Annotated in this window: 22 protein-coding genes; 15 read left to right on the top strand and 7 right to left on the bottom strand. The window is 61.2% G+C overall.

What is annotated here, in order from left to right:
* Positions 1 to 39 precede the first annotated feature (39 nt).
* From grxC to infB, 12 genes are all read left to right on the top strand, one after another.
* Entirely contained in the window at positions 40 to 297 is a 258-nt protein-coding gene (gene grxC / locus G3572_RS17715; protein WP_164614393.1) for a glutaredoxin 3, read from the top strand.
* Entirely contained in the window at positions 297 to 1127 is an 831-nt protein-coding gene (locus G3572_RS17710) for a carbon-nitrogen hydrolase family protein (RefSeq protein ID WP_164614391.1), read from the top strand. Before grxC ends, G3572_RS17710 begins: the two co-directional genes overlap by 1 nt.
* A complete protein-coding gene (locus tag G3572_RS17705) occupies positions 1124 to 1573 on the top strand; it encodes a MarR family winged helix-turn-helix transcriptional regulator (protein ID WP_164614389.1) in 450 nt (149 codons plus the stop codon). The genes G3572_RS17710 and G3572_RS17705 overlap by 4 nt, the downstream gene beginning before the upstream one ends.
* A gap of 49 nt (positions 1574 to 1622) precedes the next feature.
* On the top strand, positions 1623 to 2258 hold the full coding sequence (locus G3572_RS17700; RefSeq protein WP_164614387.1) for a sugar transferase: 636 nt from the start codon (positions 1623 to 1625) through the stop codon (positions 2256 to 2258).
* A 97-nt stretch (positions 2259 to 2355) separates the two neighbouring features.
* Entirely contained in the window at positions 2356 to 4284 is a 1929-nt protein-coding gene (locus G3572_RS17695; RefSeq protein WP_240335615.1) for a polysaccharide biosynthesis protein, read from the top strand.
* A gap of 105 nt (positions 4285 to 4389) precedes the next feature.
* Positions 4390 to 6612: a YjbH domain-containing protein gene (locus tag G3572_RS17690; RefSeq protein WP_164614385.1), complete on the top strand. Its 2223-nt coding sequence runs from the start codon at positions 4390 to 4392 to the stop codon at positions 6610 to 6612.
* Positions 6609 to 7259, top strand: coding sequence for a YjbF family lipoprotein (locus tag G3572_RS17685; protein WP_164614384.1), 651 nt, complete (start codon positions 6609 to 6611; stop codon positions 7257 to 7259). The genes G3572_RS17690 and G3572_RS17685 overlap by 4 nt, the downstream gene beginning before the upstream one ends.
* Before the next feature lie 78 nt (positions 7260 to 7337).
* Complete coding sequence (locus G3572_RS17680) at positions 7338 to 7562, top strand: hypothetical protein (protein ID WP_164614382.1); 225 nt, start codon at positions 7338 to 7340, stop codon at positions 7560 to 7562.
* A 190-nt stretch (positions 7563 to 7752) separates the two neighbouring features.
* Complete coding sequence (gene rimP, locus G3572_RS17675) at positions 7753 to 8358, top strand: ribosome maturation factor RimP (RefSeq protein ID WP_164614380.1); 606 nt, start codon at positions 7753 to 7755, stop codon at positions 8356 to 8358.
* A 16-nt stretch (positions 8359 to 8374) separates the two neighbouring features.
* Positions 8375 to 9994 (top strand): transcription termination factor NusA, encoded by a 1620-nt coding sequence (gene nusA / locus G3572_RS17670; protein ID WP_164614378.1) that lies wholly within the window; start codon positions 8375 to 8377, stop codon positions 9992 to 9994.
* 23 nt (positions 9995 to 10017) lie between these two features.
* On the top strand, positions 10018 to 10662 hold the full coding sequence (locus G3572_RS17665) for an RNA-binding protein (protein ID WP_164614376.1): 645 nt from the start codon (positions 10018 to 10020) through the stop codon (positions 10660 to 10662).
* Entirely contained in the window at positions 10659 to 13253 is a 2595-nt protein-coding gene (gene infB / locus G3572_RS17660) for a translation initiation factor IF-2 (RefSeq protein WP_164614374.1), read from the top strand. Before G3572_RS17665 ends, infB begins: the two co-directional genes overlap by 4 nt.
* A 65-nt stretch (positions 13254 to 13318) precedes the next feature.
* On the opposite strand, the gene G3572_RS21905 is transcribed toward infB, so the two are convergent.
* The 4 genes from G3572_RS21905 to G3572_RS17645 form a co-directional block, all read right to left on the bottom strand.
* Complete coding sequence (locus tag G3572_RS21905; RefSeq protein ID WP_205518782.1) at positions 13319 to 13459, bottom strand: hypothetical protein; 141 nt, start codon at positions 13457 to 13459, stop codon at positions 13319 to 13321.
* 108 nt (positions 13460 to 13567) lie between these two features.
* Positions 13568 to 13966: a (deoxy)nucleoside triphosphate pyrophosphohydrolase gene (locus G3572_RS17655; RefSeq protein WP_164614372.1), complete on the bottom strand. Its 399-nt coding sequence runs from the start codon at positions 13964 to 13966 to the stop codon at positions 13568 to 13570.
* Positions 13963 to 15354 (bottom strand): bifunctional glutamate N-acetyltransferase/amino-acid acetyltransferase ArgJ, encoded by a 1392-nt coding sequence (gene argJ, locus G3572_RS17650; RefSeq protein ID WP_164614369.1) that lies wholly within the window; start codon positions 15352 to 15354, stop codon positions 13963 to 13965. The genes G3572_RS17655 and argJ overlap by 4 nt, the downstream gene beginning before the upstream one ends.
* 15 nt (positions 15355 to 15369) lie before the next feature.
* On the bottom strand, positions 15370 to 16215 hold the full coding sequence (locus G3572_RS17645) for a peptidylprolyl isomerase (protein ID WP_164614367.1): 846 nt from the start codon (positions 16213 to 16215) through the stop codon (positions 15370 to 15372).
* Between the two features lie 184 nt (positions 16216 to 16399).
* On the opposite strand from G3572_RS17645, the gene secA reads away from it, so the two are divergent.
* From secA to G3572_RS17630, 3 genes are all read left to right on the top strand, one after another.
* Positions 16400 to 19099, top strand: coding sequence for a preprotein translocase subunit SecA (secA, locus tag G3572_RS17640; RefSeq protein WP_164614365.1), 2700 nt, complete (start codon positions 16400 to 16402; stop codon positions 19097 to 19099).
* A gap of 141 nt (positions 19100 to 19240) precedes the next feature.
* Positions 19241 to 20239: a hypothetical protein gene (locus G3572_RS17635; protein ID WP_164614363.1), complete on the top strand. Its 999-nt coding sequence runs from the start codon at positions 19241 to 19243 to the stop codon at positions 20237 to 20239.
* A gap of 18 nt (positions 20240 to 20257) precedes the next feature.
* Entirely contained in the window at positions 20258 to 21766 is a 1509-nt protein-coding gene (locus G3572_RS17630; protein ID WP_164614361.1) for a phosphate ABC transporter substrate-binding/OmpA family protein, read from the top strand.
* Here the strand turns inward: G3572_RS17630 and radC are convergent.
* From radC to dnaK, 3 genes are all read right to left on the bottom strand, one after another.
* Positions 21738 to 22505, bottom strand: coding sequence for a RadC family protein (radC, locus tag G3572_RS17625; RefSeq protein WP_164614359.1), 768 nt, complete (start codon positions 22503 to 22505; stop codon positions 21738 to 21740). The genes G3572_RS17630 and radC overlap by 29 nt on opposite strands.
* 203 nt (positions 22506 to 22708) lie before the next feature.
* Positions 22709 to 23857 carry a molecular chaperone DnaJ gene (gene dnaJ, locus G3572_RS17620; RefSeq protein ID WP_164614357.1) on the bottom strand — a complete coding sequence of 383 codons (1149 nt, stop codon included), beginning with the start codon at positions 23855 to 23857 and terminating at the stop codon, positions 22709 to 22711.
* A gap of 75 nt (positions 23858 to 23932) precedes the next feature.
* Complete coding sequence (gene dnaK / locus G3572_RS17615; protein WP_164614355.1) at positions 23933 to 25840, bottom strand: molecular chaperone DnaK; 1908 nt, start codon at positions 25838 to 25840, stop codon at positions 23933 to 23935.
* Positions 25841 to 25991: the final 151 nt, after the last annotated feature.

Here is a 25991-nt window from a genome sequence, read left to right as displayed (position 1 = left end):
CGTATAGTCCGCGCAACAGATGCCTGCGCAGGACGCCCGATGAAACCCGTTGAAATCTACACCACGCCCTATTGCCCCTATTGTCTGGCCGCCAAGCGGTTGCTGACCAAGAAAGGCGTGACCTTCACCGAGATCGACGTCAGCCAACACCCCGCTTTGCGCATGGCAATGACGCAGCGGGCGAATGGCTCGCGGACAGTTCCTCAGATCTTCGTTGGCGAGCGGCATGTTGGCGGGTCCGATGATCTGCATGCACTGGAGTATGACGGGGCGCTAGATGCGCTGTTGGCCGACTGATGCGCGTCGGCTTGGTGCAACTGACGGTCAGTGATGACCCGGCGGCCAATCTGCCGCAAACGCTTGCCCTCGTGCGTGAGGCTGCGGCGGGTGGCGCGAGCTTTGTGTTGACGCCGGAATGCACCAACCTGCTTTCCTCGCAGCGCGAGCATCAGAATGCAGTGCTTCACCATGAGGAAGCAGACCCGACGCTGGCCGCGCTGCGCACAGAGGCGCAGGCGCTGGGTGTCTGGCTGCTGATCGGCTCGCTCGGGCTCAAGACCAACGACCCGGATGGCCGCTTTGCCAACCGATCCTTCCTGATCGGGCCGGATGGGCAAGTCGTCAGCCGATATGACAAGATCCACATGTTTGATGTCACGGTCTCCGAGACCGAAGCTTACCGTGAATCCGCCGGTTACCGTCCGGGGGGACAAGCGGTTCTGGCAGATACGCCTTTCGGGAAACTGGGCCTGACCGTCTGCTATGATGTGCGTTTTCCCTATTTGCACCGCGCGCTTGCAAAAGCTGGGGCGACCATCCTGACGGTTCCCGCCGCGTTCAATCACATCACGGGAGCCGCGCATTGGGAGGTTCTGCTGCGTGCCCGCGCCATAGAGACGGGGTGTTTCGTGCTTGCTCCGGCCCAAACCGGCTTTCACCCAGAGGCTCTGGGCAAAGGCAGGCGCACGCATGGGCACTCCCTTGTCGTCGCCCCTTGGGGTGAGGTTCTGGCAGATGGCGGAACCGATCCGGGCGTTGTCTTTGCCGATCTGGACTTTGCCCAGGTTGCTTTGGCTCGGGGAAGGGTGCCGTCGCTGACCCATGATCGGGAGTTTACGGGGCCATGAGCGATAAAGAGCGCGTCGAAGAAATCGCGGTCGCGCTGTTCAGCGAGCTGTTCATGGCCGACCAATTGGCGCGCAACCGCATATCAAAGGCACTGCCTAAGGGCATGGAGCTTTCGCATTTCGGCGTGCTCAACCATCTGGCTCGTCTGAATGACGAACGCACCCCCGCGCAACTTGCCCGATCTTTTCATGTGACGCGCGGCGCGATGACAAACACGCTGGCAAAGCTCGAATGGGCGGGGCATGTGCACATCCGCCCCGATTGGGATGACGCGCGGCGCAAGCTTGTCGCCATCAGCCCTTCGGGCCGTTCCGCGCGGGATGCGGCGGTACATGCCGTTGCACCACTGATCGCAGACGTTGTGCAAGCCATGGGCGTCGACCGGGTCAGAACCTTGGTTCCGGTGCTGCGAGAAATGCGGACACGGCTTGAAGGTGACGGCTAAGGCATCCAGACATGCGCGCGATTTTGCAGCGCCCGCAAAGGGCACACCCATGACCCCGGCAAAGCGTCTCTTTGACATCGTGGCTGCCCTCTTCCTTGCGGCGATCCTTGCCGTGCCGTTCCTGGCCTTGTTGATTTATCTCCTTTTGCGAGAGGGTCGTCCGGTCTTTTATGTCTCGGAACGTATGCGCGCGCCGGGGCGCCCCTTTCATCTGTGGAAGCTGCGAACGATGCGGGTTGTCAACAAGGATTCCGGTGTTTCAGGGGGAGACAAGGCAGATCGGGTCACCCCGATGGGCCGCTGGTTGCGCAAGTACCGCGCGGATGAGATTCCGCAGCTTTGGAACGTGCTGAAGGGCGATATGAGCTTTGTCGGCCCAAGACCCCCGCTGCGTATGTATGTAGAGCGTTTTCCAGAGCTGTATGAAAAGGTTCTCCAGTCGCGACCCGGAGTGACGGGCCTTGCCACGCTTCACTTTTACGCGAGGGAGGAAAAGCTGCTGCGCGCCTGCAGCACGCCGGAACAGACAGACGATGTCTATGTCCGCCGCTGCATCCCGCGAAAAGCGCAGCTTGACGCCATTTATACAAGGCGGCGAAACCTTTGCATGGATATTGTGCTAATGCTTGCCACCGTGCAGGGCGTCAGCCGGCGAAAGCCGAGATCAAAGCAGCGTGTTGCTTGATTGACAAGCGCGAAGCGACTATCAAACAGTCATTCGACTAAAGTTTGTTCCGGCAATCTTCTGCGATCTTCCTGTTGAGTTTCCGGGGTAGCCAGGTTTGACCAAGCGCAGTTCAAAGTTCCTTTTGTGGTTTGTCGGGCGTCTTTCCCGATTGCAGAAGCAGGCGATCTTTCTTGCCGTCGATGTCGTGCTCGCGCCGCTATCCCTTCTCGCCAGCTATTACCTCCTGTTTCACCCTGCGATAGCCGCCCAGATGATCGGTCAGGCTACGCTCGGCTTTGTGGCAGTGACCGTGTTTTCGGCTATTGGTTCTCCCCTGCTCGGGATTCCTCTGATCAAGCTCAAGGCCTATGAGGCGGTAGGCGCGATCAAGACGGGACTTCTGGCACTTTTTGCCGCACTGGGCCTGTGGCTTGCCAAGCTTTACGCGGGATTTTCCCTGCCTGCGGCCGGCACGCCCTTGTTCTTGCTTATCTTTGTAATCTCTATGGTTCTTAGCCGCTTTGCCCTGCTCAGCCTGTTGTTGTCTGTCCTGCGGCAAGGCCAAGTGCGGCGCAATGTGCTGATCTATGGCGCAGGCAATACCGGGACGATGCTTGCCTCTGCTCTTCGGTCTCATGAAAGCATCCATGTCGTTGCCTTTGTGGATGACAGCGCAGCAGTCCAGGGCATGACGCTGATGGGGCTGAAAGTCTATCCTGCCAACCAGTTGGAGCGGATCGTCGCGCGATACGACGTAGAGCGAGTATTGCTTGCGATGCCGTCGGCTTCTGCCGCGCGACAGGCTGCGATTGCGCGCGATCTTGTCTCGCGCGGGCTTGATGTGCACGCCCTGCCTTCGTTTGCGCAACTGGTCGGCACCGAGGTCATTCTTGATACCTTGGCCCCCGTTTCCCCCGGCGTCTATCTCGGCCGCGATCCGGTGAACGATCTGCGCCCCGAAGCCAGCGATGCCTATGGTGGCAAGACCGTTCTTGTCAGCGGAGCCGGCGGATCTGTCGGCTCGGAACTGTGTCGCCAGTTGATTCGCTATCGGCCCGCGCGGATCGTGCTGTTCGAGGTGAGCGAGATCGCGCTGTACACGATCGAGCGTGAAATGGCGGGCCGCGTTGACGCCGAGGGGATCAGTTTCGTTCCGGTCTTGGGCACGGTGACGGAATCGCGGCAGGTCAGGGCCGTCCTGTCCGAATATAAGGTCGATGTGATCCTCCACGCGGCGGCCTACAAGCATGTGCCGCTGGTCGAGGCAAATCCGATTGCGGGTCTGGTCAATAACGTTTTGGGAACCCGCACATTGGCCGAGGCGGCCTTGGAAGAAGGGGTGAAACGTTTCATCCTGATCTCGACAGACAAGGCCGTAAGGCCGACGAATGTCATGGGCGCATCGAAGCGCATGGCCGAGTTTGTCGTGCAGGACATGGCGCGGCGGTCCACGACCACCGATTTTTCCATCGTGCGTTTCGGGAATGTCCTGGGCAGTTCCGGCTCGGTGGTTCCGCTCTTCCGCGAGCAGATCAAGATGGGCGGTCCGGTGACGCTTACCCATGAAGATGTCACTCGGTATTTCATGACCATTTCCGAAGCGGCTTCGCTTGTGCTCATCGCTGGCGGACTTTCGATGTCACGCGGGCCGCATGAAGGTGATCTTTTCGTGCTCGACATGGGCCAACCCATCCGCATCCGCGATCTGGCCGAGCGTATGATCAAAGCTGCCGGCTATACTGTGAAATCGGCGGAAAATCCGGATGGCCAGATCGAGGTCTCGGTTATCGGTCTGCGGCCCGGTGAAAAACTGCATGAAGAACTGCTGATCCAACCGGGTATGCTGACGACACCGCACGAAAAGATCCTGCGTGTGCAAGAGCGCGGGCTGACCAGCATGGAAATGTCGTCTGCCTTGCGCGAATTGCGCAACGCTGTCGCTGTCGGAAACGCAAATGCCGCGCGCAGAGTGCTCGAAGCCTATGTCGAAGGCTTCGGATCACATGACAGGGTGATCGCTCACAGGGAGCAGGTCCGGTCGTGACTGGGCAGCTTGGCATCAGTGCAGCGCCAAACTGAATTTGGCCCATTGTGCTGAACGGCTCCTCTCGTATGCTAGATAAAACGCAAGAATAAGGGACCGCCTTCGATGCTCAGGCCCAAGATATCAACGGCAGTCCTCGCGCTCGTCTCGGCAGGTGCGCTCGGAACGGCGCTCGCTCAGGCGGAATCGCGGCCCACGCTCAACCTTTACGGGGCCACGGGCCTGATCGACATGCCGTCGGCGGAATCGCAGCCCGATGGGATTCTCTCTGTTTCGACCAGCCATTTTGGCCCCATCAGCCGGACCACCCTCAGCTTTCAGATCACTCCGCGCCTGTCAGGCAGTTTCCGCTTTCTGGGAATCCGGGACTGGAACAAACAGTTTTGTCCCCCGAATTGCGCGGGTGCCAACCAGTTTGATGTCTATTACGACCGCTCCTTTGATCTGCGCTACCAGATCACCGACGAAGGAAGGTTCTTGCCCGCCATAGCAGTCGGTTTGCAGGACTTCGTCGGAACAGGTGTGATCGCGGGCGAATATGTCGTCGCAACCAAGCACGTTGTCCCGAATGTCAAGGTTTCTGCCGGGCTCGGTTGGGGCCGTCTGGGCAGCTACAAACCTATCGGCAGCCCGCTGGGAGAACGTCCGCCACTTGTGATCGGGCGCGGGGGCAATTTCAACACGGGCCAGTGGTTCCGTGGCCCGGCCGCGCCCTTTGCCGGGGTCGAATGGCAGGTCAATGACCAGTGGACCGCCAAGGCCGAATACTCCTCTGATGCCTACGAAGAAGAGGCCGCACGACGCGGGACCTTTGACAGGCGCAGCCCGTTCAACTTCGGAATTGAATATCAGCGGAGTGACGCGCTCCGTCTGGGTGCCTATTACATGCACGGCAGCGAAGTCGGCATTGCTGCCCATTTCATTCTGAATCCGAAACGGCGCCCGGGCGGCGGTATCGTCACCTCTGCGCCCGATGCAGTCAAGACTCGCCCCTCACGCGGTGCCGACCCCGAGGCCTGGTCGACGAGCTGGCTGGGTGATTCCGAAAGCGAGAATGAACTGCGCGGCCGGCTGTCGCGTCGGCTCGCCAATGATGGTGTGCAGGTCGAATCGATCCGGTTTGACGGAACGACGGCACAGGTTCGCATCCGTAACCTGACATCGGATGCCGAGGCACAGGCCGTTGGCCGCACTGCCCGCGCGATGACGCGGGTCATGCCCGCCGCTGTCGAGCAGTTTGTCATCGTGCCGATGGTCGGTGGCATGCCTGTGTCGCAAGTCGTGCTGCGCCGGTCTGACCTCGAGGCATTGGAGTTTGATATCGAGGCGAGCGAAAAGATCCTTGCCCGCTCGCAAATCCTGTCGGCCCCCGCCATGCTGAACGATGGCTATCGCGATCCGGAAGCCTATCCAAAGCTTTCATGGTCCTTGGCTCCCACCGCCCGCGTGCGTGTGTTTGATCAGAACGCACCGTTCAAGGTCGGCGCCGGGTTGGAGCTTAGCGGTCGTTACGAAGTGACGCCCGGGCTGGTTCTGTCGGGCGCGGTCGCCAAATACCTGTTCAGTAACCTTGATGACCGGCCCCCGCTGCCTGATCGCAATGGCCTTCATCCGGTCCGGTCCGCGAGTTACTTCTATGATAGGGATGGCGACCCTGCGCTGGAATCCTTCGCGCTGACCTACTACCAGAAGCTGTCACCCGAGCTTTATGGCCGTGTCTCTCTGGGTTATCTGGAACGGATGTATGGGGGCATTTCCACGGAAATGCTGTGGATGCCCACAAACCGTCGCTGGGCAATCGGGGCAGAGGTCAATTACACCGCACAGCGTTCTCCTGACCAACGCTTCGGCTTCTCCCTGCCGCTCGATATGTTCCAGACCGACGGATGCACCCCCAGTTTCACCACGGGGGCCTGCGGAGCGCGCAGCAGCTATCGCGTCGTGACGGGGCATGTCTCTGGTTATTACAAGTTCGACAACGACTTCCACGTTCAGGTTGATGTGGGCCGCTACCTTGCGGGTGATGTGGGGGCGACGCTCTCGCTCAAGCGCGAGTTCGACAACGGCTGGCGTGTCGGTGCCTTTGTGACCAAGACCAACGTTTCTGCCGAGCAGTTCGGCAGCGGGTCGTTTGACAAGGGAATCACCCTCGAGGTGCCGATTGCCTCTTTGTTGGGGCGGCCCAGCACCAAGACCCAGGAGGCGACGGTTCGTCCCTTCGGCCGTGATGGTGGGCAGAGGCTGGATGTGGATGGGCGGCTTTACGACACTGTCAGAGGATACCGGGCAGATGGTCTGACCGAGCAATGGGGGCGGTTCTGGAAATGAAAACGACCCTTGTTCTTGGCCTTCTCGCCTGCACCACGCTTGTGGCTTGCGGGTCTGACAGTGACTCTATCGGCACCGCGGATATCGTCCGCTCCTTCGCCACGTCTGCCATTGGCACGCTCAGCCCCGCTGATGCCGGGATCGAGCGCATGACACGCGCCCGCCTCGCCGAAGTGGTCACACCTGTGATGCTGCTGACAGTGGATTCCACCGGGCAAGAAGCGCTGATTGCCGAGATTGAAAACAATCGCGGTGTCGAGACGTGGTCCACGGTGGATGACATTACAATTTCGCTCCGCAATGGTGTGATTGTTGCAACACGTGGATTCGGGGCCGATCTGATGGCTGCCAGCGGTCCGAACGTGACGCGCAGCGGGGGGTCATACGGCCGCGTTCACGTCTTGTTGAATGGCGAGGACAACCCCGAACAGACCCGTTTTGCCTGCACGCTGCAAAATGCCGGAGCAAAAGCCGTTGAAGTTGTTGAGATAACCTATCAGGCGACTCATATGATCGAGACGTGCAGTGCACCGGGGGAGTCGTTCACCAATGACTACTGGATCACGGGCGATCAAAAAATACGCAAATCCCGACAATGGATAAGCCCGGATCTGGGCTATATCACGATAGCGGACGTTCGCCGCTGATAAGAGCATGAATATCTTTCGCGCCCAGATCGAATATGATATTTGTCGGCCAATATAGAAACAAACTGGAGAGTTCCAATGTCGCGCATTACCGCACTCGTCGCATCCCTCGCACTTGCCGCTTCGGCAACTGTTGCCAGCGCCGGTGGCCTTGCAGCCCCTGAAGAAGACAACACAGTTATCGCGGTTGTTCCGGGCGCAAAGCCCGTTGGCAGCATGGGCAATGCTGGTGTTGCCGCTGCTGGCGCTGCTGCGCTGCTGCTCGCTCTGGCTCTCAAGAAGAACAACTCGGGCAGCCACTGATCTTTTCTGATCCGGAAGGGGGCCCGCTTTGGCGGGCCTCTTTTCATTTGAGGCAAGGTCACGCCATTCGCGCTTGCAAAACGTCGGTCTGAGGTCTAGATAGCAGATCAACAGCGGTTTTGGGGTCCACACCCGAAGCTACCGAAGAAAGTTCGCGGGCCGCTTGGCCCGTTTTTTGTTTTTGGAACCCATGACCGATCTTATCGCGAAAACTGCCATTGACCGGCGTCTTGCCGACATCATCGGCCCCGTTATCGAGGGGCTGGGGTTCGAGCTGGTGCGCGTCCGCCTGATGGGCGGGAAAACCCGCGTCTTGCAGATCATGGCCGACCGCCCGGAGGGTGGTATCGTCGTGGATGAATGCGCCACGATCTCGACCGCGGTTTCCGCCGTCCTCGATGTCGAGGATCCGGTGGAAGACAACTATATTCTCGAAGTGTCTTCCCCTGGCATCGATCGCCCGCTGACCCGCCTCAAGGACTTTGAGATGTGGAAGGGTTGGGAAGCCCGGATCGAGACGACGGAACTCATCGACGGCCGCCGCCGCTTCAAGGGAGAGCTTGCGGGCGTCGATGATGAAGAAATCCTGATCCTCATCGAAGAGGCGGGCGAAGAAGTGACCATCGGTCTGCGGTTCGACTGGCTGTCCGACGCCAAGCTGATCCTGACCGATGATCTGATCGCCGAGATGCTGCGCCAGAAGAAGGCAAGCGGCACCTTCAACGAAGCAGACTTCGACGAAATCGAGCAAACCGACGGCGAAGATGAAGATCCCGCCGAAGAAACCAGACATTAAGACCGGGAGTTGACCGATGGCGATTACCTCTGCCAACCAGCTTGAACTTCTCCAGACCGCCGAAGCGGTTGCGCGCGAGAAGATGATCGACCCGGATCTGGTGATCCAGGCTATGGAAGAAACGCTCGCCCGTGCCGCCAAGTCGCGCTACGGCTCCGAACTTGATATTCGCGTCAACATCGACCGCAAGACCGGCCGTGCGACCTTTGCCCGTGTGCGCACGGTGGTAGAGGACGATCAGGTTGAGAATCATCACGCCCAGCTCACGGTGAAGCAGGCCAAGAACTATTTGGCCAACCCGCAGATCGGCGACGAAGTCATCGACGAGGTTCCGCCGGTTGATCTGGGCCGCATCGCTGCGCAATCGGGCAAGCAGGTGCTGCTCCAGCGCGTGCGTGAGGCAGAGCGGGATCGTCAGTACGAAGAATTCCGCGATCGCAAGGGCAGCATCATCAACGGTGTGGTCAAGCGCGAAGAATATGGCAACGTCATTGTGGACGTGGGCCGCGGCGAAGGCATTCTGCGCCGTAACGAGAAAATCGGGCGCGAAGCCTATCGCATCGGCGACCGCATCCGCTGCTTCATCAAGGATGTGCGCCGCGAAGTGCGCGGCCCGCAGGTTTTCCTGTCGCGGACAGACCCGCAGTTCATGGCCGAACTGTTCAAGATGGAAGTGCCGGAAATCTATGACGGCATCATCGAGATCAAGGCCGTCGCCCGCGATCCGGGTTCGCGCGCCAAGATCGCCGTGATCAGCTATGACAACTCCATAGACCCTGTCGGCGCCTGCGTCGGTATGCGCGGCAGCCGCGTGCAGGCCGTGGTGAACGAGCTTCAGGGCGAAAAGATCGACATTATCCCGTGGAATCAGGATCAGGCCACGTTCCTCGTGAACGCGCTGCAGCCTGCCGAAGTGTCCAAGGTCGTGATCGACGAAGAAGCCGGGAAGATCGAAGTCGTCGTGCCGGACGAGCAGCTTTCGCTTGCCATCGGTCGCCGCGGCCAGAACGTGCGTCTGGCCAGCCAGTTGACCGGTCTTGATATCGACATCATGACGGAAGCCGAAGAATCGGCCCGCCGTCAGGCGGAGTTTGCCGAGCGCACCAAACTGTTCATGGATACGCTCGATGTCGACGAGATGATGGCACAGCTTCTGGTTTCGGAAGGCTTCGGAAATCTGGAAGAAGTCGCCTATGTCGAGGTCGATGAACTCTTGTCGATTGATGGGTTTGACGAAGGCACCGCTGCCGAATTGCAGGCCCGCGCCCGTGACTATCTGGAAGAGCAGGCCCGCAAGGCGCTTGAGAACGCCCGCAAGATGGGTGTCGAGGAAAGCCTGATCAACTTCGAAGGTCTGACGCCGCAGATGCTTGAGGCGCTCGCCAAGGACGGCATCAAGACCTTGGAAGATTTCGCAACCTGCGCCGATTGGGAACTGGCGGGCGGCTGGACCACCGAAAATGGCCAGCGCAAGAAGGATGAGGGTATTCTGGAGGCGTTCGACGTCAGCCTTGAAGAAGCGCAGACCATGGTCATGACCGCGCGTGTCATGCTGGGCTGGGTCGATCCGACCGAAATGGAAGCGGAAGCCGAGGACGAAGCTGACGACTCCGAAACCGAGGAGGCCGAGGCCTGATCGCAGGCCTCGGAGCAACGCGAATGACGCGTGGCGGGCACAAGGAATCGCGCGACGAACCGGAACGCAAGTGCATCGTTTCTGGGGAAAGCCAGCCAAAAGCGGGTCTGATCCGCTTTGTGCTGGGGCCGGAGGATGAGATCGTGCCGGACATTCTGGCGCGTCTGCCCGGTCGCGGTATCTATGTTGCCGCCGACCGGGAGGCCTTGGCAAAGGCGGTCAAGAAGAACCTGTTTTCGCGGGCCGCACGTCGGCCCGTCAAGGTGCGGGACGATCTGCCCGAAATGATCGAGCAGCTCTTGGTCCAGCGGCTGATCGATCTTATATCTCTCGGGCGCAAAGCCGGAGATGCGATTTGCGGCTATGAAAAGGTGAAGGACTGGCTCATCAAGGGTCAGGCGCGCACCTTGATACAGGCCAGCGACGGTTCAGAGCGCGGGAAAGAAAAGCTTCGTCCGCCAAATGGGCCAGAATCCCTCATTTCCTGCCTTACAGCAGGGGAAATGGGTTTGGCATTCAGTCGCGAACGTGCGATACACGCCGCGCTTGCGGCTGGTGGACTCAACAACCGTGTTGTAGAGGAAGCGGCAAGGCTTGTCGGCCTGCGTGGGGCAGAGGACAAGCAAGTCGGCGACATGATCGCCGGGAAGGATACGAAGGACGCATGAGCGATACAGACGGCAAAAAACCCCTCGGTTTGGGTGGCGCACCTCGTTCCGGTCAGGTGAAGCAAAGCTTCAGCCACGGCCGGACAAAAAGCGTCGTGGTTGAAACGAAACGCAAGCGCGTGGTCGTTCCCACAAAGCCGGGCGCGGCCGGAGCATCGGGCGCCAGCGGCGGGTCTCCGAACCTGGGCGATCCGGCCAAGCGGCCTGCGGGCATCTCGGACGCCGAGATGGAGCGTCGTCTGGCGGCCTTGCGGGCTGCCAAGGCGCGTGAAGTCGCGGATAACGAGCGCCGGGCCGAAGAAGAGCGTCAGCGCGAGGAAGAGCGCCAGCGCCGCCGTGAAGAGATTGAAGCCAAAGAGCGCGAAGAGCGCGAGCGTCTTGAGGCTCTGCGCCTGAAGGCCGAGGAAGAAGAACGTGCCGCCCGCGCCGAAGCTGAAGCGCGTCTTGCAGCGGCAGCTCAGCGCAAGGCCGAGGTTCTTGGCACCCGTCCGCGGTCGGCTGAAAAGCCTGCCGAGGCAAAGCCTGCCGCCGCTGCTGCCGCCCCCGCAGATGCTCCGGTGAGCCGCGCTCAGGATGCATCTGGTCCGCGCGGGGTCGCCGCCAAGGCACCGCTCGCGCCGGCACCGCAACGCAAGACCGACCGCGAGCGCGAAGAGCGTGAGCGCAGCGCCAAAGCCAAGGGCGACGACAGCCGCCGTGGTGGCAAGCTGACCCTGTCTGCCGCACTGAATGGCGAAGGTGGGCGGACCCGCAGTCTTGCGGCGATGAAGCGCAAGCAGGAAAAGGCCCGCCAGAAGGCGATGGGCTTCGGCAGCAAGCCAGAGAAGCAGGTGCGCGACGTGCAACTGCCCGAAACCATCGTTGTGTCGGAATTGGCCAACCGTATGGCCGAGCGCGCAGCGGATGTGGTCAAGACGCTCATGAAAATGGGCATGATGGTCACGATGAACCAGGCCATCGATGCCGATACGGCAGAACTTGTGATCGAGGAATTCGGCCACAAAGCTGTGCGCGTGTCTGATTCCGACGTGGAACAGGTGATCGACTCGGTCAAAGACCGCGAAGAAGACCTGCTGCCGCGCCCGCCGATCGTGACGATCATGGGCCACGTCGACCACGGCAAGACCTCCTTGCTTGACGCCATCCGCAAGGCCAACGTGGTCTCCGGCGAAGCGGGCGGGATCACGCAGCATATCGGGGCCTATCAGGTCCGCACGCCGAACGGGTCGCTGGTTTCCTTCCTCGACACCCCCGGCCACGCAGCCTTTACCAGCATGCGTGCGCGCGGTGCGAGCGTGACGGACATTGTCGTTCTGGTCGTTGCGGCAGATGATGCCGTGATGCCGCAGACGATAGAGGCAATCCACCATGCCAAGGCTGCCAAGGTTCCGTTGATCGTCGCCATCAACAAGATGGACAAGCACGGTGCCGATGCAACCAAGGTGCGGACGGACCTGCTGCAGCACGAAATCGTCGTCGAAGCGATGTCTGGCGATGTTCAGGACGTCGAATTGTCGGCCAAGACGGGCAAGGGCATCGATAACCTGCTCGAGGCAATCGCGCTTCAGGCCGAAATTCTGGAACTGAAGGCCAACCCGAATCGGGCAGCCTCGGGCGCGGTGATCGAAGCCAAGCTCGATGTGGGCCGCGGTCCGGTCGCTACCGTTCTGGTGCAGAACGGCACCCTGCGCAAAGGCGATATCTTTGTCGTCGGCGAGCAGTGGGGCAAGGTGCGGGCGCTGGTCAACGATCAGGGCGAAACGGTTCTGGAAGCAGGCCCGTCTGTTCCCGTCGAAGTCTTGGGTCTGTCCGGTACGCCGTCAGCGGGCGATACGCTGAACGTTGTCGAAACCGAAGCGCAGGCGCGTGAAATCGCCAACTACCGTGAGCAAGCCGCGAAAGACAAACGCGCGGCCGCTGGCGCTGCCACCACGCTGGAACAGCTGATGGCAAAGGCCAAGGCGGACCAGTCGGTGGCTGAACTGCCGGTTCTGGTCAAAGCAGATGTGCAAGGCTCGGCCGAAGCCATCGTGCAGGCTCTGGAGAAGGTTGGCAACGAAGAGGTGCGCGTGCGCATCCTGCATTACGGCGTGGGCGCGATCACCGACACCGACGTCGGCCTTGCCGAAGCATCCGGTGCGCCGATCATCGGCTTCAACGTTCGTGCCAATGCTTCGGCACGGCAATCCGCGAACCAGAAGGGCGTCGAGATCCGGTATTATTCGATCATCTACGATCTGGTCGACGATATCAAAGCCGCCGCTTCCGGCCTTCTCAAGGCCGAAGTGCGTGAAACCTTCATCGGCTATGCGCAGATCAAGGAAGTGTTCAAGGTTACGGGCGTTGGTCAGGTTGCCGGCTGTCTGGTCACCGAAGGTGTGGCGCGTCGCTCGGCAGGCGTGCGCTTGCTGCGTGACAGTGTGGTCATCCACGAAGGCACGCTCAAAACGCTCAAGCGCTTCAAGGATGAGGTCAAGGAAGTCATCTCCGGCCAAGAGTGCGGTATGGCCTTCGAGCGCTATGAGGATATTCGCCCCGGCGACATCATCGAAATCTTCGAACGTGAAGAGGTTCAGCGCACCCTCGCCTGAGGGTGTTTCTGAAAACAAAAAAGCCGGGGGAAACCCCGGCTTTTTTGTTTTGTGTGTGTTGCGGGTCAGGCTGCGCGGGTCAGCGAAACAGGATATCCGACAAACAGCTTTTCATCGACCTTGATGACAAGCTTCCCATCAGAAAGGGTTTTCACAAGCAAACCCTGGATGGAGACACAACTTCCGACAGCAATCGTTCTGAGCATTCAGCAACCCCCCATTGGCACTTGTTCCAATAATTACCTCAGATATTTCAGAAAACCATTAATTTTGTGTCGCAATGCGGCGAAATCTAGCATCTTTAGAATAGATGCTTACAGCCAATCGCGCAAAATCGGAATCAAAGGGATGTCTGCGGGTGGCATCGGATAGTCTTTCAGACGGTCGGCGGTAACCCAGGCAAGGTTCTGGCCTTCCTGGCCTCGCACGATTCCTTCCCATCTGCGGCAGGCAAACAGCGGCATCAGCAGGTGGAAATTCTCGTAGCTGTGGCTGGCAAAGGTAAGCGGGGCAAGGCAGCTTTGCCACGTGTCGATGCCCAGCTCTTCCTTAAGCTCGCGGATCAGCGCCTGCTCGGGTGACTCCCCCTGTTCGACCTTGCCACCCGGAAACTCCCAAAGCCCCGCCAAGGACTTGCCTTCAGGCCGCTGTGCAAGAAGCACGCGGCCATCAGCGTCGATCAGGGCAACGGCTGAGACGAGGACGATTTTCAAGAGCGGTAGTCTGCGTTGATTTCGATGTAGCGGCTCGTCAGATCGCAGGTCCAGACCGTGCGGCTGGATTTGCCAAGGCCCAGATCGACGCGGATCAGGATTTCATCCTGTTTGAAATGGGCCGCGCCCTTTTCTTCCTTGTAGTCGGGGCTTCTCCAGCCATTCTTGGCGACCAGCACATCGCCAAACCGGATGGACAGGCTGTCCCGTTCGGCCTCGGCCCCTGATTTACCCACGGCCGCCACGATCCGACCCCAGTTCGGGTCTTCCCCGGCAAGCGCCGTCTTGACCAAGGGCGAATTGGCGATGGAGAAGGCAACCTTGGCCGCATCCGCATCGCTTGCGGCGCCCGTGACGCGGACTTCGACCAACTTGGTCGCACCTTCGCCATCCCGGATCACCTGCAATGCCAGATTATGCATGACCGTCCGCAAGGCACTTTCAAAAGCTTTGGCAACCTCGCCCTTGACAGGCGCTGCATCGCTCTGGCCCGTCGCGGCCAGCAAGAGCGTGTCCGAAGTAGAGGTATCGCTATCGACCGTGATGGAGTTGAAGGTCGCGTCCACATTGCGCGACAACATCCGCTGCAGCATCGCGGGCGATATCTTGGCATCGGTAAAGATGTAGACCAGCATGGTCGCCATATCGGGCGCGATCATGCCCGAGCCTTTGGCGATGCCCGCGATATGAATGGGGCCGCCTTCCCCCTGAATGGTCGCCGCAGCACCTTTTGGGAAGGTGTCTGTGGTCATCATCGCATGGGCGGCCATCTCGATCGCGTCATCGCGCAGACCGTCGACAAGATCCGGCAGCACGGCGGTAATCTTTTCATGGGGCAAAGGTTCGCCGATCACGCCGGTCGAGGACGAAAAGACCCGGCTGACGGGCAGGTCAAGCGCGGCGGCCACGCCGCCTGTCACCTCTGCCACAGCCTTGTCACCCACCTTGCCGGTAAAGGCGTTCGAGTTGCCGGAATTGACGATGATCGCCGCCCCCGCCCCGGCAGGGACTTTGGCGGCGAGCTTTTCCTGACAATCGCGCACGCAGCCCGACCGCGTGGACGAGCGCGTGAACACGCCCGCCATCGCCGTGCCGGGCGCGAGGCGGATCAGCATAACATCCTTGCGGTTTGCGTATTTGATCCCGGCTTCAGCGGCCGAAAACTCGACCCCCTTGATAACGGGAAGGGTGGGGAAGCCATCTTTTGGTGCCAGTGGTGACACAGGCTTGGCAGGCTTGAGCTTGGTGCCGATCTTGCCTGCAGCTTCGGCCACCTCGTGACCGACGGTGCCCGCAACGTCGGAAACCGTGTCTGCCACCTGTGCCTTCAGCTTGCGCAACCGCTTTTTCAGCGCCTTTGCCTCAGCCTTCCAATCGGTCTTTGCCATGACTTCCCCCGGGGACTATTTGTCCAGCAGCGTTGCATCACGCAGCAGGGTCGGGTCAAGCCCCTCACCGGGGCGCGAGACGTCCGCGGCGTCAGTCAGCGACTTGATGTGTGCATCAACGGCGGCGCGCTCGATCTCGGCGGCCAGTTGGTCACGCATTTCATCAAGCGTGGGGGCTGCGGCGATGCGGGTTTCTTTGACCAAGATCAGGTGATAGCCGAAATCCGATTGCACAGGGCCAGCCACCTTGCCGACTTCGGCGGCGATGACCGCGTCTTCAAACGGCTTTACCATCATCCCCAGACCAAACCAGCCCAGATCGCCGCCATTGGCCCCCGAGCCGACATCCGTAGAATTGGCCCGTGCGAGTTCTGCAAAGTCGGCCCCGCCATCAAGCTGCGCCTTCAGCTCGGCTGCCTTTTCTTCGGAATCCACAAGGATATGTGCCGCGTTGTATTCGGTCTGAGGTTCGGCATTGGCGAATTTCGCGTCATAGGCCGCCTGCAGAGATTCATCGTTCACCGCGCCTGCGATCACTGCCTGCAAAGCAACGCCCGAGATATACCCGCGGCGGTCATTTTCCAGCGCCAGCCGGTCACGTTTCGCGATGTCGGTCACCGATTGCTCCAGCGCGGTCTGCTGGATCAGCTGATCGAGAATGCCGTTGAACAGCACATCATCGGGCAGGGCCTGATACTGCTGCGGCAGGCTCTCACGCAGGGCGATCATATGGCCAAGCGTAATTTCCGTGCCGTTGACCGTGGCCACGACCGTATCTGCGGTGGTATCCTGCGCCAGCGCGGGCACGGACATGGCACCCACTACGGCACAACTGGCCAAGAACTTGGTCCATTTCGTCATTTTCACACCCTCCTGATCGGGCTGCGACCCCGCCAAACATTGACTATGGCGGGCCTGTCCCTTAAATCGCGGGGGTCGCGTGCGATGGGGCCGGCCGGCCTTCTTGGGCTTTCTATGGAAGGCAATGGGGGCGGGCAAGGCCCTTGGTTCACACGATGCTGTCAGGAATACCCACGGAGAACATATGCTGGGTCTGGGTTCGCTAACGCGTAAGGTCTTTGGCACGCCAAACGATCGCAAGGTCAAATCGGTTCGCCCGCTGGTCGCACAGATCAACGCGCTGGAGCCGGAGTTCGCCGCGCTCAGCGACGAAGGCCTCAAAGAGAAGACGAGGGTGCTGGCACAGCGCGCGCAGTCAGGCGAAAGCCTTGACGCGCTCTTGCCCGAAGCATTCGCCAACTGCCGCGAGGGTGCAAAGCGCGCGCTCGGGCTGCGCGCCTTTGATGTGCAGCTCAAGGGCGGGATCTTCCTGCATCAGGGCAACATCGCCGAGATGAAGACGGGCGAGGGCAAGACGCTCATGGCGACCTTCCCGGCCTATCTGAACGCTCTGGCGGGCAAGGGCGTGCATATCGTCACGGTCAACGACTATCTGGCCAAGCGCGATGCCGAGTGGATGAGCAAGGTTTACGGCGCACTCGGCATGACGACGGGCGTCGTTTACCCCTATCAGCAGGACGCCGAGAAAAAGGCCGCCTATCGCTGCGATATCACCTACGCGACCAATAACGAACTCGGCTTCGATTATCTGCGCGACAACATGAAGGCCAGCATCGAAGACATGGCCCAGCGGGGTCATTTCTTTGCCATCGTCGACGAGGTTGACTCGATCCTTGTCGATGAGGCGCGGACGCCGCTTATCATCTCGGGTCCGTCGCAGGACCGTTCAGAGCTTTACACCAAGGTCGATGCCCTGATCCCGCATCTTACCGGCGAGCACTTCAAGCTGGACGAGAAAACCCGCAACGTCACCTACACCGACGAGGGCAACGAGTTCATCGAAGGTCTGGTGCGCGAGGCAGGTCTGCTGCCAGAGGGTCAAAACCTCTACGACCCCGAAAGCACCACGCTTGTCCACCATGTGACGCAGGCCCTGCGCGCGCACAAGCTGTTCACCAAGGATCAGCAGTATATCGTCCGTGATGGCGAGGTGATGCTGATCGACGAATTCACCGGCCGCATGATGCGTGGCCGCCGTCTCTCGGACGGCCTGCATCAGGCGATCGAGGCGAAAGAGGGCGTGCAGATCCAGCCGGAAAACGTGACGCTGGCCTCTGTCACCTTCCAGAACTACTTCCGCCTCTATGAAAAGCTGGCCGGGATGACCGGGACGGCGGCGACCGAAGCAGAAGAATTCATGGAAATCTACGGCCTTGGCGTGGTCGAGGTTCCGACCAACCGCCCCGTCGCCCGCAAGGATGAACACGATCAGGTCTACCGCACCGCGCGCGAGAAGTATGAAGGCGTGGTGAAGTCGATCCAGGAGGCGCATGAAAAGGGCCAGCCCATTCTTGTCGGCACCACCAGCATTGAAAAATCAGAGTTCCTGTCGGGCCTGCTGAAAGCCGCAGGGGTGCCGCACAACGTGCTGAACGCCCGCCAGCACGAACAGGAAGCGCAGATCGTCGCCGACGCGGGCCGGTTGGGCGCTGTGACCATCGCCACCAACATGGCAGGGCGCGGCACCGACATCCAGCTTGGCGGCAACGTCGAAATGCAGGTCATGGCGGCCATTGCCGCCGACCCGCATGTCAACCCCGACGAGGTGCGCAAGCGGATCGAGGCGCAACACGCCGAGGAAAAGGCCAAGGTTCTGGCTGCCGGTGGCCTGTTCGTTCTCGGCACCGAGCGCCACGAATCCCGCCGCATCGACAACCAGTTGCGTGGCCGTTCGGGGCGTCAGGGCGATCCGGGGCGGTCGTCTTTCTTCCTGTCTCTGGAAGACGATCTGATGCGCATTTTCGGGTCTGAAAAGCTTGATGCTGTCCTGTCCAAACTGGGCATGAAGGAAGGCGAGGCGATCGTTCACCCTTGGGTCAACAAATCGCTGGAACGCGCGCAGGCCAAGGTGGAAGGCCGCAACTTCGACATCCGCAAGCAGTTGCTGAAGTTCGACGATGTGATGAACGACCAGCGCAAGGCAATCTTTGGCCAGCGGCTGGAGATCATGCAGGCCGAGGATGTCGCCGAAATCGCCGAGGATATGCGCACGCAGGTCATCGACGATCTGGTCGATATGTATCTGCCGCCGAAATCCTATGTGGATGCGTGGGAAGTCGATGCACTTGTCGCAGCCGTGCGTGAAAAGCTGAACATCGACGTGCCTCTGGCGGATTGGGCCGCCGAAGAAGGTGTCGATCAGGACGTCATCAAGGAACGTCTGGGTGAGGCGACTGCCAAGGCGATGGCCGCAAAGACCGAGGCTTTCGGCGCCGAAACCATGCGCTCGATCGAAAAGCAGATCCTGCTGCAATCCATCGACAGCAAGTGGCGCGAACACCTGCTGACGCTGGAACATCTGCGCTCTGTTGTCGGGTTCCGTGGCTATGCGCAGCGCGACCCGCTGAATGAATACAAGACCGAAAGCTTCGCGCTGTTTGAATCGATGCTCAACTCGCTGCGCCAAGAGGTGACGCAGAAGCTTGCCGCGATCCGCCCGCTGACGCAGGCCGAACAGGACGAGATGATGGCGCAGGTGCGGGCGCAACAGCGCGCGGTGGCGGAAGCCGCTGCAGCCGAGGCGGTAGCAGAGGCTGCACCCTCCAACCGTCTGGCAGGCTTTGACGAGACGGACCCGGCAACGTGGGGCAACCCCAGCCGGAACGATCCCTGCCCCTGCGGATCTGGCGAGAAGTTCAAGCACTGTCATGGCCGACTGGTCTGACCTGCGACGGTGAACATCTGGTTGGGGCGGCTTCGGCTGCCCCATTTTTGCCATTTATTTTGTGCGCATTCCCTTAAACCGCCACTGATTGGCCCGTTTTAATGGGCATGGTGCCTTCTGACCGAAGGGCTGGAGGCGATGATGAACCTGCAACGGAAACTGACACTGATGGTTGCCACGGGTGCGATTGCCCTTGGCGCCGGCCATTATGTGCAGGAAAAGGCGGGTGACCGTGCAAATGCAGAGCCGCGCGATCTGATCGTCTCTGACATCAAGCCGGTGGCGGCTGGGCCGGGGGATACCGCCCCGTCGCCTGCGCGCGCCGAATCGCCTGTGCTTCCGGCTGAAGCAGCCCCCATTTTCGGCAGCTTGCCACCCCTCGCAGCACCGCCCGCAGAACCCGCTGCACCTGTCGAACGGTTGGCCGCGGCCGATCCGGCCCCCGCGGAAACGCCCGCACCGCTGCCCGCGCCAGACTTGGCGGCTTCGGACTGCGATGTGAAGTTTGATCTGGTTCCGCAATCGGGGGCTGTGATTGGCCTTTCGCTTCTGGCTCCGTGCCATGCGGATCAACGGGTTGTGGTCAAGCACGCCGGGCTTGCCGTGACGGCCCGCACCTCGGGCAGCGGCGCTTTGTCAACGACGCTTCCCGCGCTGACCGGGCTTGCCGTGGTCGAGGTCGGGTTTGCCGATGGCACCAAGGCGCAGGCAAGTCTGCCCGTGCCGGATTTCGCCAATGTCCAGCGCTTCGCTGTGCAATGGCAAGACAAGGATTCCTTCCAGCTCCACGCTTTTGAGAACGGCGCCGGATACAACCAGCCGGGGCATATTTCTGCTGCTTTTACCGGCACTTCAGGTGAGACCGGCAGTGTCCTGACGCTGGGTGATCCCTCTGTCGCGCTGCCTCTGCTGGCCGAGGTTTACACATTCGGCCCGACCACTGCGGTAGACCTCGTGCTGGAAGCCGCCGTCACGGACGCCACCTGCAACCGCGAAATTCTGGGCGAGGCGATCTTGGCGACGGGAGGCTCGGTCGAAATCACCGATCTGAACGTTTCCATGCCGACCTGCGACGCTGTGGGCGACATTCTTGTATTGAAAAACCTGCTTCAGGACATGACACTGGCGATTGCAGACTAACAGGGCAGCGCAGGGTCTATGGGGGCAGATTTTTGGCGCGCGGCGTTTTTCGCCGCGCTTTTTGCCCCTTGTAGTGCCGGGGCGCAGGACGTGACCCTGTCGGCCCGTGAAGGCGGGCTGGAAATCTCGGGTATGCTGCAAAGCTATGATGGCGAATTCTACCGCATTGACAGCGTTTATGGCCTGTTGACGGTGGATGCTGCCGGGGTGATCTGCGACGGTCCGGCCTGCCCTGACCTGACCGCGCCCAAGGCGCTTGTGCGCGTTGTCGGCCTGTCGGGGGTGGGTGAGGCGCTGATGCCGCCCTTGATGCGTGCCTTTGCCGAGGCGCGCGGCCTTGACTATGCCGAGGAAGAACAAGACGGCTACCGTGCGACCGTCAGCGATCCGGTCAGCGGCAAGCCCTTGGCCGACATCAGTTTCTTGCCGATGCCGCCAGCTCAGGCGCGCGGCGCGTTGCAGTCCGGACGCGCCGAGATGATCCTTGCCGCGATGACCGAGCCCGACCTTGGCGCGCGCGTGATCGCGATGGATGCGATGGTGCCCGTGGTGGCTCCTGACAACCCGCTGCCCAAGATCAGCACACGCGATCTGGCGCGGGTTCTGGCCGGCGAGGTGACGAATTGGGCGCAGATTGGCGGCCCCGACATGCCGCTGGTGCTGCATGGGTTGCAAGGTGATGCCGCGCTGCAAAAGGCCTTGGCGGCACGGCTGGGGCGCGATGTGGCGGCCAGCGTGATCCATGACGACATCGCAGCCTTGGGCGACGCGGTGGCGCGCGACCCTTGGGCGGTGGCGATGACGGTGCGGGCGGGGGTGCGGGGGGCGCGGGCGCTGCCGCTGACCGACAGTTGCGGCTTTCCGCTGCAACCGACGGCTTTGGCGGTCAAGGCAGAGGATTATCCGCTGTCCTTGCCGCTTTACCTGCTGACCCCGAAACGGCGTTTGCCTTTGTTTGTGCGGGAGTTTTTGACCTATCTGGAAACACCGCAGGCGCAGGCCGTGGTGGCTGCGGCGGGCTGGATCGACCGCCAGCCAGAGCGTCAACCGCTGACGGGGGACGGGTTGCGGCTGATCAACGCCATTCAGGGCGCGGGGGAGGAGACGACACTGGCCGACCTGAAGCGCCTTGCCGACGCGATGGACGGGGCGGATCGCCTGTCGCTTACCTTCCGGTTCCGGGACGGGTCGAGCCAGCTGGATGCCCATTCGCGCAACAATCTGGAAGATCTGGCGCGACTGATCGAGGTGGGGGTTTTCCGCAACCATGCCCTTGTTCTGGCGGGATTTTCGGATGGGAGCGGGGCGGCTGCGGCCAATCTTGAGCTGAGCAAAGGGCGCGCCGAAGGGGTTATGACCGCATTGGCCGAGGCCGGGGTGGCAGAGGCTGACTTGCCGCAGGTCATTGCCTTTGGCGAAGCGATGCCGATGGCCTGTGACGAGACGCAGGCGGGGCGGCGGTTGAACCGGCGGGTGGAGGTCTGGCTGAAGCCGGTGTTCACAGATAGCCCGCCGAGCGGAAACTGAGTTCGCGGTTTTTGCCGATGATCAGGTGGTCATGCAGGGTGATGCCAAGCACTTGACATGCCTCGGCAATCTGGTGGGTCATGGTGATGTCGGCGCTGCTGGGCGTGGGGTCGCCCGAGGGGTGGTTGTGCACAAGGATCAGCGCCGAGGCGTTGAGTTCCAGCGCACGTTTCACCACTTCGCGCGGGTAGACGGGGACATGATCGACCGTGCCTTTGGCCTGTTCCTCATCGGCGATCAGGGTGTTCTTGCGATCAAGGAACAGGATGCGGAATTGTTCGGTTTCGCGGTGCGCCATCGTGGTGTGGCAATAGTCGAGCAGGGCATCCCATGACGACAGCACGGGCCGGTTCATGACGCGGGCGCGCATCATGCGCTGGGCCACGGATTCAAAGATTTTCATTTCACAAACAACGGCTTCGCCGACCCCTTTCACGGTTTGCAGCCGGGCTGGCGCGGCGGTGATGACGCGGTTCAGATCGCCGAAGGTGTCGATCAGCAGGCGGGCGAGGGGTTTGACATCTTGCCGGGGGATGGCGCGGAACAGGAGCAGTTCCAGCAGTTCATAATCGGGCATCGCGGCGGCCCCGCCCGCCATGAAGCGTTCGCGCAGGCGTTTGCGGTGGTCTGCGATGTAGGAGGGCAGCTTTTGCGGGAGGGCGGATGGCGCGGCCTCATCCTCATCGCCCGAGGGGGGGAAGAGGGGGAGGGAGCCATCGTGAAAGCCATGCTGTGCCATGCGCGCAGGCTGGCACGAGAGGGTAAACCAAGCGTTAACGGCGGGCAGCGGAGGCGGAAATGCCGTGGGGTGCAGCGCGTGTGGTTCGGGTATGGCGCGCGTATGGCCTACGTCATGACGTTGGTGCGGCGCGGGGCGCGGCAGGCAAAGAAAAACCCCGCCGGTTGCCCGGCGGGGTTGGATCGTGGCGATGCTGCCTGCGGTCAGCTTTTCATGCCGTCCCAGAAGCCCTTGACCTTGGAGAAGAAGGACGAGCCTTCGGGGTTGTTTTCCTCGGACAGCTTTTCGAATTCGCGCAGCAGTTCCTTTTGCCGCGCGGTCAGGTTCACCGGCGTTTCCACCGCCAGTTCGATCAGCATGTCGCCGACGCCGCCGCCACGCAGGGCGGGCATGCCCTTGGATCGCAGGCGGAGTTGCTTGCCCGATTGCGCACCGGCCGGCACCTTGACGCGGCTGCGGCCGCCGTCGATCGTCGGCACCTCGACCTCGCCGCCTATGGCGGCTGTCGTCATGCTGACGGGAACCCGGCAGAACAGATGCGCGCCGTCGCGCTGGAAGATCGCGTGTTCGCGCACCTCGATGAAGATGTAGAGATCGCCCGAGGGGCCGCCGCGCAGCCCCGCCTCACCCTCACCGGCAAGCCGGATGCGGGTGCCGGTTTCCACCCCGGCGGGAATGTTGACCGAAAGCGCGCGTTCCTTCTCCACCCGGCCCTGACCGCCACAGGCGCGGCAGGGGTTCTTGATGATCTGGCCCATGCCGTTGCAGGTGGGGCAAGTGCGCTCGACGGTGAAGAAGCCCTGCTGTGCGCGCACCTTGCCCATGCCCGAACAGGTGGGGCAGGTGGTGGGTTCGGCGCCGCCTTCGGCCCCCGAACCACGGCACACTTCGCACGCGGTGGAGGTGGGCACGTTGATGGTTTTCTGGATGCCCTTGAACGCCTCTTCCAGCGAGATGCGCAGGTTATAGCGCAGGTCAGACCCGCGCTGCGCCCGCGAGCGGCCACCGCCGCCACCACGCCCGCCCATGAAATCGCCGAACAAGTCTTCGAACACGTCCGAGAAGGCCGAGGCAAAGTCGCCATTGCCGCCCGCGCCGGGGTGCCCGCGCCCGCCGCCCATGCCGCCTTCGAATGCGGCATGGCCATAACGGTCATAGGCGGCCTTCTTGTCGGCGTCTTTCAACACCTCATAGGCTTCGTTCACCTCTTTGAACTGGGCCTCGGCATTGGGATTGTCCGAATTGCGATCCGGGTGCAGTTCCTTGGCCTTCGCGCGGTAGGCCTTTTTCAGATCTTCCGCAGATGAGCCCCGGGGAACGCCCAGAACGTCGTAAAAGTCGCGTTTTGCCATGCGTCACAGCACCTTTCCCGAACCGGAGAGGGGCGGTCCGTTGCCAGACCGCCCCCTTTTCCGTGTCCTGCGGTCTTACTTCCGCTTGTTCTCGCCCAAATCCTCGAAGTCTGCATCGACGATATCTTCGTCAACGTCACGCGGACGGTCCGGGTCTGCGCCTTCACCTTCGGCTTGCGAGGCTTTGTAGATCGCTTCGCCAAGCTTCATCGCGGCTTCGGTCAGGTTCTGGATGCCGGAGCGGATCTTGCCCGCGTCATCACCCTTGAGCGCCTCTTCCAGCGGCTGCATGGCCAGTTCGATGGCTTCAACCGTGGTCGGGTCAACCTTGTCGGAATGCTCCGACAGAGATTTGCGGGTGGAATGCAGCAGGCTTTCGCCCTGGTTCTTGGTTTCCACCAGTTCGCGGCGGGCCTTGTCGGCTTCGGCATTGGCTTCGGCGTCGCGGACCATCTTTTCGATGTCCTCGTCCGACAGACCCCCCGAGGCCTGGATGGTGATGGCCTGTTCCTTGTTGGTGCCCTTGTCCTTGGCCTTCACCGACACGATGCCGTTGGCGTCGATGTCGAAGGTCACCTCGATCTGCGGCAGACCGCGCGGGGCGGGCGGGATGTTTTCAAGGTTGAACTGGCCCAGCATCTTGTTGTCTGCGGCCATTTCGCGTTCGCCCTGGAACACCCGGATCGTCACGGCGTTCTGGTTGTCTTCGGCAGTCGAGAAGATCTGCGACTTCTTGGTCGGGATCGTGGTGTTGCGGTCGATCAGACGGGTGAACACGCCGCCGAGGGTTTCGATGCCCAGCGAAAGCGGGGTCACGTCCAACAGGACCACGTCCTTGACGTCGCCTTGCAGAACGCCCGCCTGAATGGCGGCACCGGCGGCCACGACTTCATCGGGGTTGACGCCCTTGTTCGGCTCCTTGCCGAAGAACTTGGTCACTTCCTCGATCACGCGGGGCATACGGGTCATGCCGCCGACCAGCACCACCTCGTCAATGTCGCCCACGGACAGGCCAGCATCTTTCAGCGCGGCCTGACAGGGTTTCATCGAACGCTTGATGAGGTCATCGACCAGCGATTCCAGCTTGGCACGGGTCAGCTTGACCACGAGGTGCAGCGGCTGGCCGGTGTTCTTGTCCATCGAGATGAACGGCTGGTTGATTTCGGTCTGCGACGAGGAGGACAGTTCGATCTTGGCCTTTTCTGCCGCTTCCTTGAGGCGCTGGAGCGCCATCTTGTCCAGCGTCAGGTCAACGCCATGCTCTTTCTTGAACTGCTCGGCGAGGTAGGACACGATGCGCATGTCGAAGTCTTCACCGCCAAGGAAGGTATCCCCGTTGGTGGATTTCACTTCGAACAGGCCGTCGTCGATTTCCAGAATGGTGATGTCGAAGGTGCCGCCGCCGAGGTCATAGACGGCGATGGTCTTGGTTTCTTTCTTGTCGAGCCCATAGGCCAGAGCGGCGGCGGTGGGTTCGTTGATGATGCGCAGCACTTCAAGACCGGCGATCTTGCCCGCGTCCTTGGTGGCCTGACGCTGGGCGTCGTTGAAATAGGCGGGAACGGTGATGACAGCCTGCGTCACGGTTTCGCCGAGGTAGGATTCGGCGGTTTCCTTCATCTTTTGCAGGATGATGGCAGACACCTGGCTGGGCGAATACTTTTCGCCGCGCACTTCGACCCATGCATCGCCATTGCCGCCGTTGACGACCTTGTAGGGCATGTTCTTCTGATCTTTGAGGATCGCCGGATCATCAAAGCGGCGGCCAATCAGACGCTTGACCGCAAAGATGGTGTTGGAGGCGTTGGTGACGGCCTGCCGTTTGGCGGCCTGTCCGACCAGACGCTCGGTCTCGGTGAAGGCGACGATCGAGGGCGTGGTGCGTGCACCTTCGGAGTTTTCGATCACGCGCGGTTGCGACCCATCCATGATGGCGACGCAAGAGTTGGTTGTTCCAAGGTCGATACCGATGACTTTGGCCATGTTTGAATCCCTTTCTACAGGCGATGGTATTGGCGCGGGCCCGATGCGGCACCCTTGCCCATGGAGCGTGCGGCGAAATCGGTGGATCCCGAGTTACCGTTGCGTGCTGTATATAGGTTGCGGGCATTTTGCCTGCAACGGGGTCCCTGCG

Origin of the sequence: Pseudotabrizicola algicola, from assembly GCF_010915705.1 — a bacterium.
In the GTDB taxonomy this organism is placed as follows: domain Bacteria; phylum Pseudomonadota; class Alphaproteobacteria; order Rhodobacterales; family Rhodobacteraceae; genus Pseudotabrizicola; species Pseudotabrizicola algicola.
The sequence above is the reverse complement of the archived record's forward strand: the minus strand, read 5'-3'. Positions and strand labels throughout refer to the sequence as shown.

What these genes read in the sequence shown, in the direction of transcription:
- rimP (WP_164614380.1), top strand. Translation starts at nt 7,753, where the DNA reads ATGACCGATCTTATCGCGAAAACTGCCATTGACCGGCGTCTTGCCGAC.
- dnaJ (WP_164614357.1), bottom strand. Translation starts at nt 23,857, where the DNA reads ATGGCAAAACGCGACTTTTACGACGTTCTGGGCGTTCCCCGGGGCTCA.
- nusA (WP_164614378.1), top strand. Translation starts at nt 8,375, where the DNA reads ATGGCGATTACCTCTGCCAACCAGCTTGAACTTCTCCAGACCGCCGAA.
- dnaK (WP_164614355.1), bottom strand. Translation starts at nt 25,840, where the DNA reads ATGGCCAAAGTCATCGGTATCGACCTTGGAACAACCAACTCTTGCGTC.
- G3572_RS17665 (WP_164614376.1), top strand. Translation starts at nt 10,018, where the DNA reads ATGACGCGTGGCGGGCACAAGGAATCGCGCGACGAACCGGAACGCAAG.
- argJ (WP_164614369.1), bottom strand. Translation starts at nt 15,354, where the DNA reads ATGGCAAAGACCGATTGGAAGGCTGAGGCAAAGGCGCTGAAAAAGCGG.
- G3572_RS17705 (WP_164614389.1), top strand. Translation starts at nt 1,124, where the DNA reads ATGAGCGATAAAGAGCGCGTCGAAGAAATCGCGGTCGCGCTGTTCAGC.
- infB (WP_164614374.1), top strand. Translation starts at nt 10,659, where the DNA reads ATGAGCGATACAGACGGCAAAAAACCCCTCGGTTTGGGTGGCGCACCT.
- G3572_RS17690 (WP_164614385.1), top strand. Translation starts at nt 4,390, where the DNA reads ATGCTCAGGCCCAAGATATCAACGGCAGTCCTCGCGCTCGTCTCGGCA.
- G3572_RS17630 (WP_164614361.1), top strand. Translation starts at nt 20,258, where the DNA reads ATGGGGGCAGATTTTTGGCGCGCGGCGTTTTTCGCCGCGCTTTTTGCC.
- secA (WP_164614365.1), top strand. Translation starts at nt 16,400, where the DNA reads ATGCTGGGTCTGGGTTCGCTAACGCGTAAGGTCTTTGGCACGCCAAAC.
- G3572_RS17645 (WP_164614367.1), bottom strand. Translation starts at nt 16,215, where the DNA reads ATGACGAAATGGACCAAGTTCTTGGCCAGTTGTGCCGTAGTGGGTGCC.
- grxC (WP_164614393.1), top strand. Translation starts at nt 40, where the DNA reads ATGAAACCCGTTGAAATCTACACCACGCCCTATTGCCCCTATTGTCTG.
- G3572_RS17710 (WP_164614391.1), top strand. Translation starts at nt 297, where the DNA reads ATGCGCGTCGGCTTGGTGCAACTGACGGTCAGTGATGACCCGGCGGCC.
- G3572_RS17700 (WP_164614387.1), top strand. Translation starts at nt 1,623, where the DNA reads ATGACCCCGGCAAAGCGTCTCTTTGACATCGTGGCTGCCCTCTTCCTT.
- G3572_RS17685 (WP_164614384.1), top strand. Translation starts at nt 6,609, where the DNA reads ATGAAAACGACCCTTGTTCTTGGCCTTCTCGCCTGCACCACGCTTGTG.
- G3572_RS21905 (WP_205518782.1), bottom strand. Translation starts at nt 13,459, where the DNA reads ATGCTCAGAACGATTGCTGTCGGAAGTTGTGTCTCCATCCAGGGTTTG.
- G3572_RS17680 (WP_164614382.1), top strand. Translation starts at nt 7,338, where the DNA reads ATGTCGCGCATTACCGCACTCGTCGCATCCCTCGCACTTGCCGCTTCG.
- G3572_RS17635 (WP_164614363.1), top strand. Translation starts at nt 19,241, where the DNA reads ATGAACCTGCAACGGAAACTGACACTGATGGTTGCCACGGGTGCGATT.
- radC (WP_164614359.1), bottom strand. Translation starts at nt 22,505, where the DNA reads ATGGCACAGCATGGCTTTCACGATGGCTCCCTCCCCCTCTTCCCCCCC.